The 12,854-nt window shown below is 60.3% G+C and carries 10 protein-coding genes; 6 read left to right on the top strand and 4 right to left on the bottom strand.

What is annotated here, in order from left to right:
• Nucleotides 1-63: 63 nt before the first annotated feature.
• The 3 genes from G9Q84_RS06230 to G9Q84_RS29150 all read left to right on the top strand — a co-directional run bounded on the left by G9Q84_RS06230 (nt 64) and on the right by G9Q84_RS29150 (nt 4,387).
• On the top strand, nt 64-2,937 hold the full coding sequence (locus G9Q84_RS06230) for an EAL domain-containing protein (RefSeq protein ID WP_032884483.1): 2,874 nt from the start codon (nt 64-66) through the stop codon (nt 2,935-2,937).
• A 161-nt stretch (nt 2,938-3,098) separates the two neighbouring features.
• A complete protein-coding gene (gene hexR, locus G9Q84_RS06225) occupies nt 3,099-3,965 on the top strand; it encodes a transcriptional regulator HexR (RefSeq protein WP_003177007.1) in 867 nt (288 codons plus the stop codon).
• 224 nt (nt 3,966-4,189) lie between these two features.
• Nucleotides 4,190-4,387 carry a PA3496 family putative envelope integrity protein gene (locus tag G9Q84_RS29150; RefSeq protein WP_081797576.1) on the top strand — a complete coding sequence of 66 codons (198 nt, stop codon included), beginning with the start codon at nt 4,190-4,192 and terminating at the stop codon, nt 4,385-4,387.
• Here the strand turns inward: G9Q84_RS29150 and G9Q84_RS06220 are convergent.
• Complete coding sequence (locus G9Q84_RS06220) at nt 4,317-5,291, bottom strand: LysR family transcriptional regulator (protein ID WP_032884482.1); 975 nt, start codon at nt 5,289-5,291, stop codon at nt 4,317-4,319. The two genes, G9Q84_RS29150 and G9Q84_RS06220, sit on opposite strands and share 71 nt — an antisense overlap.
• A gap of 194 nt (nt 5,292-5,485) precedes the next feature.
• On the opposite strand from G9Q84_RS06220, the gene G9Q84_RS06215 reads away from it, so the two are divergent.
• A complete protein-coding gene (locus tag G9Q84_RS06215) occupies nt 5,486-6,901 on the top strand; it encodes an acetyl-CoA carboxylase biotin carboxylase subunit (RefSeq protein WP_003213442.1) in 1,416 nt (471 codons plus the stop codon).
• A gap of 11 nt (nt 6,902-6,912) precedes the next feature.
• Nucleotides 6,913-8,721, top strand: coding sequence for a sodium-extruding oxaloacetate decarboxylase subunit alpha (gene oadA / locus G9Q84_RS06210; RefSeq protein ID WP_181643038.1), 1,809 nt, complete (start codon nt 6,913-6,915; stop codon nt 8,719-8,721).
• A 60-nt stretch (nt 8,722-8,781) separates the two neighbouring features.
• Here the strand turns inward: oadA and G9Q84_RS06205 are convergent, their stop codons facing one another.
• From G9Q84_RS06205 to G9Q84_RS06195, 3 genes are all read right to left on the bottom strand, one after another.
• Nucleotides 8,782-10,092, bottom strand: coding sequence for an autotransporter outer membrane beta-barrel domain-containing protein (locus tag G9Q84_RS06205; RefSeq protein WP_181643037.1), 1,311 nt, complete (start codon nt 10,090-10,092; stop codon nt 8,782-8,784).
• 163 nt (nt 10,093-10,255) lie between these two features.
• Nucleotides 10,256-11,026 carry an amino acid ABC transporter permease gene (locus tag G9Q84_RS06200; protein WP_032884479.1) on the bottom strand — a complete coding sequence of 257 codons (771 nt, stop codon included), beginning with the start codon at nt 11,024-11,026 and terminating at the stop codon, nt 10,256-10,258.
• Nucleotides 11,023-11,844, bottom strand: coding sequence for an ABC transporter substrate-binding protein (locus G9Q84_RS06195; protein ID WP_032884478.1), 822 nt, complete (start codon nt 11,842-11,844; stop codon nt 11,023-11,025). The genes G9Q84_RS06200 and G9Q84_RS06195 overlap by 4 nt, the downstream gene beginning before the upstream one ends.
• A 112-nt stretch (nt 11,845-11,956) precedes the next feature.
• Here G9Q84_RS06195 and G9Q84_RS06190 point away from each other — a divergent pair, with 112 nt between their 5' ends.
• Complete coding sequence (locus G9Q84_RS06190; RefSeq protein WP_095185240.1) at nt 11,957-12,853, top strand: homocysteine S-methyltransferase family protein; 897 nt, start codon at nt 11,957-11,959, stop codon at nt 12,851-12,853.
• Nucleotide 12,854 lies beyond the last annotated feature (1 nt).

Below are 12,854 nucleotides of genomic sequence, written 5' to 3'. Positions count from 1 at the left end.
CCAAGCGTTTGCTTGTGTATGCTCCGTCCACGTTTCGGGCTCACCATTATAAGAACACTGCCTATGACCCTCAGCACCGACCTGCCTGGCCCCTCGATGGCGCCTGCGCAGGTTATCCATAAACACTACGCCACTGAGATGGCGGTCGAGCGCACTCGCCTGTTGTATCAAGGTTCGCTGCTGCCGACCCTATTAATGTTGGTGAACGGCCTGGTATGCGCCTGGCTGCTGTGGAACCCCAAACAATACCTGCTCGACAGCATCTGGCTGGTGTGGCTCCTCGCCCTGGTGGCCATGCGCGTGATCCAGGTAGCGGCGTTTGATTCGGCGATGCCCAGCCGACAGGCGCAGCCGGTGTGGCGGCGCATGTTCATGCTCGGTTCGGCGGTCAGTGGCCTGACGCTGGCCACTGCGGCCATCGCCCTGGCGCCGGTTAACAGCTTCATGCAGCAAGCCTGGGTGTTCGGCCTGATCGGCGCGGCGACATTATCGGCCAGCGTGGCCTACGCCGTGAGCCTGCCGGCGTTTCTATCCTTCGCTGTGCCGTGCCTGGTGCCGTCTATTGTCTACCTGTTATGGGATGGTAGCCCGCAGCAACAAGGTTGGGGTGTGCTCGGCCTGATCCTGCTGGTGTCGCTGAACCTGGTGGCCTGGCAGGTCAACCGCCTGATCCAGCGTGAACTCCTGCGGCGTTTCCAGAACCAGGCGCTGATCGAGCATCTCCAGCAGGCGCAGCAGCGCAGCGAACAGTTGAATCAGGATTTGGTGCGTGAAGTCGAGCAGCGCCGTCAGGTCGAACAAGAGCTGCGCGAAGCCCAGATCGGCCTGCAGGACCGTGTGGCGCAACGTAGTCAGGAGTTGGACGTCGCCAGCCTGGCCCTGAATAAAAGTGAAGCGCGTCTGGCCATGGCGTTGCAAGCCAGCGAACTGGGCTTGTGGGACTGGAACCTGCAAACCGACGAAGTCCATCACACCCAGCTCAAAGAGCTATTCGGCCTGGAGCCGGAGTACGTCACGGCCATGCTCGGCCACCTCAAACCGCGTTTGCACCCGGATGACTTACCGTTGCTCAAACGCGCGTTGGTGGAGCACCTCAAGGGGCGCACCGAGGATTACCAGGTGGAATACCGCGTGCGCCATGGCGATGGTCACTGGGTATGGATCGAAGACCGTGGCCGCGCGGTGGAGCGCGCTGCGAGCGGGCGAGTGATTCGAATGCTCGGTACGCGGCGCGACATCAGTGCCGGCAAGGCGCTCGAAGAACAACAGCGGCTGGCCTCGACGGTGTTCGAAGCCGCCAGCGAAGGCATCGTGATCCTCGACCCGGATTACGCGCTGATCGCAGTCAACCAGGCCTTCAGTCGCGTCACCGGCTTTGACATCGATGACATGCTTGGTCGCAACGTGGTGGAGCTACCCAGCAGCCGCGATGCCCGCCGTCACTTCCCGGTGATCCGCCAAGCTTTGCTCAGTCACGGCACCTGGCAGGGCGAACTGGTGGAAACACGCAAGAACGGCGAGCTTTACCCGCAGTGGCTGCAATTAAATGTTGTGCGCGATGTTCGTGGAAAAGTCAGTCACATCGTGGGCTTCTTCGCTGATCTGTCGGCGCGGCGCGAGTCCGAGGAGCGCATGCGCTACCTCACTCACTACGATGAATTGACCGGACTGGCCAACCGCTCGCTGTTCCGCGAACGGCTGCGCGAAGCCCACCAGCGCGTGCGCCAGGGCGGGCGCAGTCTGGCGTTGCTGCATATCAACCTGGACCGCTTCAAGCTGCTCAATGACAGCTTGGGCCATGAGGTGGCCGATCAGTTGCTGCAAAAGATGGCCCGCCGGTTGATCAACGCCTTGCCCGAAGCCGACACCATTGCGCGCCTGTCCGGCGATGAGTTCGCTGTCTTGTTCGACGCCTACGGTAGCCTGTCGAGCCTGGCGCGGGTGGCCACGCGGCTGCTGGCCAAGCTGCGAGTGCCGGTGACGGTGGAGGGGCATGAGCTGGTGGTTAGCGCTTCGATGGGCGTGAGTTTGCTGCCGGACAATGCGCGTGAAATTTCCGAGCTGGTCAACCAATCGAATATGGCCATGCAACACGCCAAGCACCTGGGCGGCAACAACTTCCAGTTCTACACCGACAGCCTGCAAGGCAGCACCCTTGAGCGCCTGCAGTTGGAAAACCATCTGCGTAAAGCCATCGAGGAGCGCCAGCTTTCGGTGTTCTACCAGCCGAAACTGTGCCTGGCCACCGGTAGGCTCAATGCTGCTGAAGCGTTGGTGCGTTGGGAGCATCCACAATGGGGCATGGTGCCGCCCTGCGACTTTATCGGCCTGGCCGAAGAAACGGGCCTTATCGTGCCGCTGGGCGAATTCGTGTTGCGCGAGGCTTGCTGGCAAGCCTGTGAATGGCAGCGCCAGGGGTTGGCTTCGATTCGGGTGTCGGTGAATCTCTCGGTTCACCAATTGCGCCAGGGCAAGCTGGTCAGCCTGGTGCGCCAAGTATTGGAAGAAACCGGCCTGGACCCGCAATACCTGGAGCTGGAACTGACTGAGAGCCAACTGCTCGACAGCGTTGAACACATCATCGCCACTTTCCAGCAACTGCGTGACCTGGGGGTGAAGCTTGCCATCGATGACTTTGGCACGGGTTACTCGTCCCTCAGCTACCTCAAGCGCATCCCTGTGGACTACGTGAAAATCGACCAGACCTTTATCCGTGGGCTCGGACAGGGGCGCGAGGATGCGGCCATCACCCGAGCGATTATCGCCATGGCCCACGGCTTGGCGCTCAAGGTCGTGGCCGAAGGCGTGGAAGATCAGCAGCAGCTGGATTTCCTGCGGGCGGAGCGTTGCGACGAAGTGCAGGGGTATTTGATCAGCCGGCCGATGCAGGCTGACGGGTTGGCAGAATTGTTACGGAAAAATGCAGATTATCCTTAGCGACGCCAAGGGCGCCGGAGTGGCTACAAAGCTCCTAGCCTTTGAATATGAGGGTGGCAGGGCAATTAAGTGATGCGTCGGACGGGCAAAACGACAATTCTTGTAGTATAACTACAAGCTTGCTACATCCCCTGGCCCTGCCAATAACAAGAGTCCGTCCTTTGAACCTGTTGCAACATATCGCCCAGTCGCGCCACCTGTTACGCAAATCGGAACTCAAGGTTGCCGATCACGTGCTGCTTGACCCTGCGGCTGTGATGCACAGTTCCATGGCCGACTTGGCCCACAGCGTTGGCATCAGCGAGCCGACCATCGTGCGCTTCTGCCGCGCCATCGGTTGCTCCGGGTTCCAGGACCTGAAACTCAAATTGGCCCAAAGCCTGGCCGCTGGTGCCAGTTTTGGTCAGTTTGCAATCCATGAAGACGACTCCGTCGCCGATTACAGCCTCAAGATCTTTGACACTACCTTGCACACCCTCATGGAAGTGCGCGAGAAACTCGACCCGGTGGAGCTGCAAAAGGCCGTGACTGCCATGTCCCAGGCCCAGCGTGTGGAGTTCTACGGCTTCGGTGCGTCCGGCGCGGTGGCGGCAGATGCCCAGCACAAATTCTTCCGCCTGCTGCTGACAGCAGCGGCGTACAGCGACCCGCATATGCAGGCGATGTCGGCGGTGACTTTGAAGCCGACGGATGTGGCGATCTGTATTTCCCAGTCGGGCCGCTCCAAGGACCTGCTGATCACCGCCAATCTGGTGCGTGAAAGCGGCGCGTCGTTGATTACTCTGTGCCCGAGCCAGACGCCGTTGGCCGAACTGTCCACAGTCAACCTGGCGATCGACGTGCATGAAGACACCGAGATCTACACGCCTCTGACGTCACGCATCGCCCATCTGGTGGTAATCGATGTGTTGGCGATGGGCGTGGCCATGGCGCGCGGACCGAGCCTGGTCAACCACCTCAAGAGTGTGAAGCGCAGCTTGCGTAGCCTGCGGTTGTCGCCCAAGTCCGTCAAAGCCCTCGACGACTGATCCAGGGCCATACACGCTCAAAATGTGGGAAGGGGCTTGCTCCCGATAGCAGTGGGTCAGTCAAAGAGAAATCGGCTGATGTACTGTAATCGGGAGCAAGCCCCCTCCCACATTTGGATTGTTTACCTATTCGGAAGATTCATCGTCCTGTAACCCCCGCGCCGTTAAACCGTCATCGCTACGACCCATCCTGTACTCCCCGTACTCGCTTTGGGAGACACCAAATGGCCCGTCCCTACGAAGACAGCAACAGCACCGTAAAGACCCGTCGTCAGCAGGAAGACCAGCGTCGCATGGCGTTCCGTCGCGCAATTGAAGACCGTTGCCAGGAGCGCCAACTGCTCCAGAGCATCAGTGACTACCCAGAACTCCACTGGCAGGCACCCGCGGCTGCCCAGCGAAGCGTTCAGCCAGCGCGCTGATTTGCACACGCTCGCTGCGAATAAAGCCCAGGAACGCATGTGCCACCGGTGACAGGCGCTTGGCCTTGGCCTGCACCAGGCACCAACTGCGGTACAGCGGCAGCTCTTCCACCGGCAGCTCCTTGAGCCCGCCGGTGGCCAGTTCCATATTCACCGCATGGCGCGTCAGCAAAGCCACGCCCAAGCCTGCGCACACGCATTCACGCTGCGCCTCGGCCGAAGCCACTTCCACCGTCTGGGTGAAGTGCACGCGCTTCTCCTTGAAATACTCCTCGCAGGCCAGCCGCGTGCCGGAGCCCGGTTCGCGCACCAATAGTGTGTAAGGCTCCAGGTCTTGCAGACGCAGTGGCCCCTGCAGACTCAATGGATGATCGGGTGGAGCGACGGCAACAATCGGATTGTTGAGAAACGGCAGGAATTCCAACCCCATGTCTTGGGGCACCATGGACATAATCACGAGGTCGTCGCGGTTGTCGGAAAGACGCCGGATCACCTGGGCGCGGTTGACCACTGTCAGGTGCAGTTGTACTTCCGGATGCTGGCGCTTGAACGCGGCAAACAGGTGCGGCACGAAATACTTGGCACTGGATTCAATCGCGAGCTTTAGCTGACCTTGCAATGAACCTTGCATGTCCGACAGCTGCATATCGAGGTTTTCCAGGCGCCCGAAGATGTCACGACTGGCCCGTTGCAGCGCCTCGGCGGCCTCGGTCATGTAGAGTTTTTTACCGACGTAATCGAAGAGCGGCTGGCCGATCAGCTCCTCCAGCTGACGAATTTGCAGGCTGACGGCCGGTTGTGTCAGAGACATTTCCTCGGCTGCACGGCTGTAAGAGCGTAAATCGCACACCTCATTGAAAATCTGCAATTGACGCAATGTCATACGCATCAATGACTTACGCATAATTCAAATACCCATCCCGGCCGTAATGCGGTGACTATAAGTCTTTACTTATACACAACCCAATAATTATTGATTTTTGTTAATCCCTGCTGGGGCTTAGTGTGTGTCTCGCGACTGTCATGAAACATTTAGTCACGCGCCGACTCAGCTCCAGGGGTCGAAGAACGCAGCAATCGGCTCAAGGGAATTTCCAAGTGATAAAAAAGATCCTGATCGCCAACCGTGGTGAAATTGCCGTACGAATCGTGCGTGCTTGCGCCGAGATGGGCATTCGCTCGGTCGCGGTCTATTCCGACGCCGACCGCCACGCGTTGCACGTTAAACGTGCCGACGAAGCTCACAGCATTGGTGCCGAGCCTTTGGCCGGTTATCTGAACCCGCGCAAGCTGGTGAACCTGGCCGTGGAAACCGGTTGTGATGCGCTGCATCCTGGCTATGGCTTCCTGTCGGAAAATGCCGAGTTGGCAGACATCTGTGCTGAGCGTGGGATCAAGTTCATCGGCCCGTCCGCTGAAGTGATCCGCCGCATGGGCGACAAGACCGAAGCGCGCCGCAGCATGATCAAAGCCGGCGTGCCGGTCACGCCAGGCACCGAAGGCAACGTCGCCGACATCGCCGAAGCCCTCACCGAAGGCGACCGCATTGGTTACCCGGTGATGCTCAAGGCCACCTCGGGTGGTGGCGGTCGCGGGATTCGTCGTTGCAACAGTCGCGAAGAACTTGAACAAGCCTTCCCCCGCGTCATCTCCGAAGCCACCAAGGCCTTTGGTTCGGCGGAAGTGTTCCTGGAAAAATGCATCGTCAATCCCAAGCACATTGAGGCGCAGATCCTCGGTGACAGCTTCGGCAACGTGGTGCACCTGTTCGAGCGCGATTGCTCGATCCAGCGTCGCAACCAGAAGCTGATCGAGATCGCCCCAAGCCCACAGCTGACCCCTGAACAGCGCGCCTACATCGGCGACCTGTCGGTGCGCGCGGCCAAGGCCGTGGGCTACGAGAACGCCGGTACCGTGGAGTTCCTACTCGCCGAGGGCGAGGTGTACTTCATGGAAATGAACACCCGGGTTCAGGTGGAACACACCATCACCGAAGAAATCACCGGGATCGACATCGTTCGTGAGCAGATCCGCATCGCCTCCGGCCTGCCTCTGTCGGTGAAACAGGAAGACATCCAGCACCGTGGCTTCGCGTTGCAGTTCCGCATCAACGCCGAAGACCCGAAAAACAACTTCCTCCCGAGCTTCGGCAAGATCACCCGTTACTACGCGCCCGGCGGTCCCGGCGTGCGCACTGACACGGCTATCTATACCGGCTACACCATCCCACCGTTCTACGACTCCATGTGCCTGAAACTGGTGGTGTGGGCGTTGACCTGGGAAGAAGCCATGGACCGCGGCCTGCGTGCCCTGGACGACATGCGCCTGCAAGGCGTGAAGACCACCGCCGCCTACTACCAGGAAATCCTGCGTAACCCGGAATTCCGTAGCGGCCAGTTCAACACCAGTTTTGTGGAAAGCCACCCTGAGCTGACCAACTACTCGATCAAGCGCAAACCCGAAGAGCTGGCCCTGGCCATCGCCGCCGCCATCGCCGCCCACGCAGGCCTGTGAGGAACATAATAATGAGCAAGAAAATCTTCGTTACTGACACCATCCTGCGCGACGCCCACCAATCGTTGCTGGCGACCCGCATGCGTACCGACGACATGCTGCCGATCTGCGACAAGCTCGACAAAGTCGGCTACTGGTCCCTGGAAGTCTGGGGCGGCGCGACCTTCGACGCCTGCGTACGCTTTCTGAAAGAAGACCCGTGGGAGCGCCTGCGCAAACTGCGCGCCGCGTTGCCTAACACCCGCCTGCAAATGTTGCTGCGTGGTCAGAACCTGCTGGGCTACCGCCATTACAGCGACGATGTGGTGAAAGCCTTCGTCGCCAAGGCAGCAGTGAATGGCATCGATGTGTTCCGTATCTTCGATGCGATGAACGATGTGCGTAACCTGCGCGTGGCCATCGAAGCCGTAAAAGCCGCCGGCAAACATGCTCAAGGCACCATCGCTTACACCACGAGCCCGGTGCACACCATCGACGCGTTCGTGGCGCAGGCCAAGCAACTGGAATCCATGGGTTGCGATTCGATCGCGATCAAGGACATGGCCGGCCTGCTGACCCCATACGCCACCGGCGAGCTGGTCAAGGCGCTGAAGGCCGAGCAGAACCTGCCGATCTTCATCCACTCCCATGACACCGCCGGCTTGGCCGCGATGTGCCAACTCAAGGCCATCGAAAACGGTGCAGACCATATCGACACGGCCATCTCCAGCTTCGCCTGGGGCACCAGCCACCCGGGTACCGAGTCGATGGTCGCCGCCCTTAAAGGCAGCGAATTCGATACCGGCCTCGACTTGGAACTGCTGCAAGAGATCGGTCTGTACTTCTACGCCGTGCGCAAGAAGTACCACCAGTTCGAAAGCGAATTCACCGCCGTCGACACCCGTGTGCAAGTCAACCAGGTACCGGGCGGGATGATCTCCAACCTGGCCAACCAGTTGAAAGAGCAGGGCGCCCTCAACCGCATGAGCGAAGTACTGGCCGAAATCCCGCGTGTGCGTGAAGACCTCGGCTTCCCGCCGCTGGTCACGCCAACGTCTCAGATCGTCGGCACTCAAGCGTTCTTCAACGTGCTGGCCGGTGAGCGCTACAAGACCATCACCAATGAGGTGAAGCTCTACCTGCAAGGCGGCTACGGCAAAGCGCCGGGCACTGTGAACGAGAAGTTGCGTCGCCAGGCCATCGGCAGCGAAGAAGTGATCGACGTGCGCCCAGCCGACCTGCTTAAGCCAGAGATGACCAAGTTGCGCGGAGAAATCGGCGCATTGGCCAAATCCGAAGAAGACGTGCTGACCTACGCCATGTTCCCGGACATCGGCCGCAAGTTCCTCGAAGAACGCGACGCCGGCACCTTGGCCCCGGAAGTGTTGTTACCCATCCCTGAAGCCGGCGGCGTAGCCCGTGCCGGTGGCGAAGGTGTGCCGACCGAGTTCGTCATCGACGTACACGGCGAAAGCTACCGCGTGGACATCACCGGTGTCGGCGTGAAAGCCGAAGGTAAGCGTCATTTCTACCTGTCCATCGACGGCATGCCGGAAGAAGTGGTGTTCGAGCCGCTCAACGAATTTGTCGGCGGCGGCAGCAGCAAGCGCAAGCAGGCCAGCGAGCCGGGCCATGTCAGCACTGCAATGCCGGGCAATATCGTTGACGTGCTGGTCAAGGAAGGCGACGTGGTCAAGGCCGGTCAGGCAGTGTTGATTACCGAAGCCATGAAGATGGAAACCGAAGTGCAGGCACCGATTGCCGGCAAGGTGACCGCTGTCCATGTGGCCAAGGGCGACCGGGTGAACCCTGGCGAAATCTTGATTGAAGTCGAAGGCTGATACAGCCTTCGACACTAACGTTTAATCCTCGGGGGGCATGTGCCCCCTTTTTTTTCGCCTTTAAAACGCCATCGCCCACTGGCCCGTCAGACCCTGGTTGCGGCTGTTGCTGCCAAATTCCGCGGTGTAGGCCAGGCCGACGCTGTGTTGGGCCGACAGCGTCAGGTCCAGGCCGGTGCGCAGCGCGAGGCTGTTGCGGTCAAGAGACGTGCCGCCGATGGTGAACTCACTGTTGAAGTCCTCGCGTTTTTCATGGACGAAGGACTGGCGCACGCGGCTGTCGACATTGCCATACAGGTGTTTCCAACTGCTGCTCAGGTGCGGTTTGAGGGTCATGCGGTTGCCCAGCGCGAAGTCTTGGGAGACACGCACGCCGAAGGTATTGCTGAGGTTTTGCTGGGTTTGTGCGCCAACGTTCAGCGCGCCGTAGCCGCCTTTTTCCTCGAAACGATCACGCTGGTAGCGCTGGAAGCCGACGGCGGCATAGGGTTCGGCACGCCAGCCGGCAGCGTCCAACTGATAGCCCAACTCGGCAAAAGCGTTCTGGCTGTGGGCCTTGTATTTGCCGCTGAGCTGCTCACGATAGTCGAGCAAGCCTAGATCGACCGAGCGTTTGTTCTGCCCGCGATGGCTGCTGTAAAGCGCACCGAGGCGCATCGAGAGCGGCCCGTCCTGACGTGCGGCGTAGGTGCCGAGGTGCCAGCTGTCCACTTCACCCTTGAAACCCTTGGTGCTCAAGTCGCTGCCGGACTTGCCGCCCACCACACCGATTCGCCACGCGTGGTCGATTGACCAGTCGGCGCCGAGCAGCACGCCTTGGGTGCTTTGGCTCAAGCCGGCGCTGCCGTGTTGGGCGTCGAGCCTGCCGCCGCTGTCCAGGCCCTGCAGCCAAACTCGGCCTGTCTCGCGGGTGTCCATATCTAACTGACGTACTGCCGAGAGCAGGCTGGCGTTCAACTGCTTCAGGGCGTTTTGCGTGGCGGTGCCCAGATTGGCGTTTTGGCTGCCGGCCAGTTGCTCAAGCGCGGCCCCGACCTGGCCGGGTGCAAGGCTGGACAGGTACTGGCCGTAATCGTCCAGCTCGTCCTTGGCCTGTTCGCTGATTTCGTCCGACGCGTACAGTTCATCCACGGCAGCGTCGAGCACGCGGGCGACGTTCAGGCCGTTGCGACTCGTCGCCCGATCCGCGAAGTAGAAGTCATCTGGCCCTGGGACGGCCGGTTCGAACTGTCGGCTTTCATCGGGCATGACAATCCAATCAAGCCATTCGCTGTCCGGCTCCATATCGCCCCGTGCCTGCGCGTCTTGAGTACTCGCGACACCCAGCGACAGCATGATCGCCAGTGCGAGTTGTTTGTGTATGAACGGCATTTAGGCCCACCTCTTGATATTTGAGGCGGGGAATTTAGCGATGCTCAGGCGGGATAAATGTCAGGCGCAGTGCCGCTGGATTGCAGGAGACTTCCCAGGTCTTGTGCGATAAGGCGCGCGGTTTGCGGAGGGGGGGGCGGGTGCGACGCCCGCTCTATTGACTTCACCCGCGCCGAACATAGCCCTTGCCAAAGTGACGTTCCATCCGCGCCTGGATCAATTCCAGGGCGAGGGACATCACCCAGTAGATGATTGCGGCGGTGGTGAGCATCTCGATGTAGCGATAGCTTGAGCGGCCGTAGGATTGCGCGAGGAACATCACTTCCCACACGCCCATCACCGAGATCAGGGACGAGTCCTTGAGCATCGAGATGAATTGGTTAGTCGCGGGCGGAACAATGGTGCGCATGGCTTGGGGCAGGGTGACGTGCCAGAAGATCGCGTTATCGCGCATGCCCAGCGCGAGGGCGGCTTCGCGTTGGCCGTGGGGCACGCCAAGGATGCCAGCGCGGAAGATTTCGCTCAGGTACGCGCCATAGTTCAGCGACAGAGCAATGATCCCAGCCGTGATCGCGCCGGGCACCAGGCCCAGTTGCGGCATGCCCAGATAGATCAGCAGGATCTGGATCAGCAACGGCGTGCCACGGAAGAACGAGGCGTAGAAGGTGGCGATGCCAAACGCCACCGCGCTGCTGGACAGGCGCCCCAGTGCCGTGACGAAGCCCAGCGCCGACGACACCAGAATCGAACACAGGCACAGGAACAGCGTTAACGCCGCGCCCTGCAGGAAACCATTGGGCGCCAGGTGCAGGCCGACCAGGTTGGGCAGCTTGTCGAGAATGATCGAGAACTTCAGGTCAAAGCTCAGGAAGAAGCTCGCAAACAGGGCGAACAGCGCCGCCCAGGTCAGGTAAAGCCGCGTGCGAAAACTCATCGGCTGATATCAGCGCCGATCCATTTTTGCGACAGCTTGCTCAAGGTGCCGTCCTGCTTGAGCTGGGCAAACACCTCACGCACTTTGCTGTCCCACGCGGCGTCGCCTTTTTCGATAGCTACCGAGTTGGGCTCCGAGTACAGCGGTTCGCCAGCAAGCTTGAAGCGTTTGTCCTGGGTCAGGCGAGGCTGTGCGGTCACCAGGTTGGTAAGGATCGCGTCCAGGCGCACGCCGGCGCCGAGACCGAGGTCCTGGAAGGCGACGTTGTCAGTGTCGTACGGCGCGATCTGCACCTCTTCGAACGGGTACTGCAGTTGTGTGTCTTCGGCGCCTTCGATCACCAGGTTCTTGTTCAGGTAGCTTTCATAGCTGGAGGCACTGGTGAGGCCGACTTTCTTGCCGCTCAAATCCTTGGCGGCGTGAATGCGGTCGTCCTTGGCATTGACCACGATCACGGCTGGCGAGGCGTAGTACTCCACCGGGAAGTCGAACACTTCGGCGCGGGCCTTGCTCGGGGTCATCGAGCAGATGCAAATATCGTAGCGCCCGCTCCAGCGGCCAGCGGCGATCACGTCCCACGATGGCGTTTCCAAACGCAGCTTCACACCCAATTTTTGCGCCACGGCCTTGGCCACATCGACGTCAAAACCATCCAACTGGTTCTGGTCATTGAGAAATGAGAACGGCGGATAGCTTTCCATCAGCACGCCCACCAGCTCTTTTTTCTGTTCGATCCGGTCCAGGGTCGTACCGCCAAACGCCTGGGTGGAGGCAGCCAGTGTCATCAGGCCCAGGGCCAGCAGGGGTTTAAGTTTCACGAAGGACACCTTTAGAAAAAAGAGTTGGTATGAAGCGAATTGAACGTATTAAATAGTTATAAGAACGACTCTCATAGTGAGTTATTTTCATAAGCTTATGAGTAAAAAGCATATGGGCGCAGAAACAGTAATTCTCGATGGCGGCATGGGCCGTGAACTGCAGCGCCGTGGCGCGCCGTTTCGCCAGCCGGAGTGGTCGGCATTGGCGCTGAGCGAAGCGCCGCAGGCGGTGGAGGCTGTGCATGCGGCCTATATCGACAGCGGTGCCAACGTGATCACCAGCAACAGCTACGCGGTGGTGCCGTTTCATATCGGTGAAGCGCGGTTTGCTGCCGAAGGCCAGGCCTTGGCGGCGTTGGCCGGCGAATTGGCGCGTCGTGCGGTAACGGCGTCGGGCAAAAACGTGCGGGTGGCCGGTTCGCTGCCGCCGCTGTTTGGCTCCTATCGTCCGGACTTGTTTGAAGCACAGCGCGTGTCTGAGTTGCTCACCCCACTGGTGCAGGGGCTCGCGCCCCACGTCGACTTGTGGCTGGCGGAAACCCAGAGTTCAATCGTCGAGGCGCGGGCGATTCATGCGGGCCTGCCTCAGGATGGCAAGCCGTTCTGGCTGTCGTTTACCTTGAAAGATGAAGACACTGACGACGTCCCGCGCCTGCGCTCCGGCGAGCCGGTGGCAGACGCGGCCGAAGTGGCGGCGCAGTTGGGTGTGCAAGTGTTGTTGTTCAATTGCAGCCAGCCGGAAGTGATTGGCGCGGCCATCGACGCGGCGCGTCAAACCTTCGAGCGTCTGGGCGTGTCGATCCAGATCGGCGCCTACGCCAATGCCTTCCCGCCGCAACCCAAGGAAGCCACGGCCAACGATGGCCTGGATCCGTTGCGCGAGGACCTCGATCCGCCGGGCTACCTGCATTGGGCCGCGGACTGGCAGAAACGCGGTGCCAGCCACCTGGGCGGTTGCTGCGGGATCGGGCCGGAGCACATTGCGGTGCTGGCCCAGAAGCTGAACTAAG

Origin of the sequence: Pseudomonas sivasensis (assembly GCF_013778505.1) — a bacterium.
In the GTDB taxonomy this organism is placed as follows: domain Bacteria; phylum Pseudomonadota; class Gammaproteobacteria; order Pseudomonadales; family Pseudomonadaceae; genus Aquipseudomonas; species Aquipseudomonas sivasensis.
Note: the sequence above shows the minus strand (reverse complement) of the source record. Positions and strands in the feature narration are given on the sequence as shown.

What these genes read in the sequence shown, in the direction of transcription:
- G9Q84_RS06220 (WP_032884482.1), bottom strand. Translation starts at nt 5,291, where the DNA reads ATGCGTAAGTCATTGATGCGTATGACATTGCGTCAATTGCAGATTTTC.
- G9Q84_RS06190 (WP_095185240.1), top strand. Translation starts at nt 11,957, where the DNA reads ATGGGCGCAGAAACAGTAATTCTCGATGGCGGCATGGGCCGTGAACTG.
- G9Q84_RS06230 (WP_032884483.1), top strand. Translation starts at nt 64, where the DNA reads ATGACCCTCAGCACCGACCTGCCTGGCCCCTCGATGGCGCCTGCGCAG.
- G9Q84_RS29150 (WP_081797576.1), top strand. Translation starts at nt 4,190, where the DNA reads ATGGCCCGTCCCTACGAAGACAGCAACAGCACCGTAAAGACCCGTCGT.
- G9Q84_RS06205 (WP_181643037.1), bottom strand. Translation starts at nt 10,092, where the DNA reads ATGCCGTTCATACACAAACAACTCGCACTGGCGATCATGCTGTCGCTG.
- G9Q84_RS06200 (WP_032884479.1), bottom strand. Translation starts at nt 11,026, where the DNA reads ATGAGTTTTCGCACGCGGCTTTACCTGACCTGGGCGGCGCTGTTCGCC.
- oadA (WP_181643038.1), top strand. Translation starts at nt 6,913, where the DNA reads ATGAGCAAGAAAATCTTCGTTACTGACACCATCCTGCGCGACGCCCAC.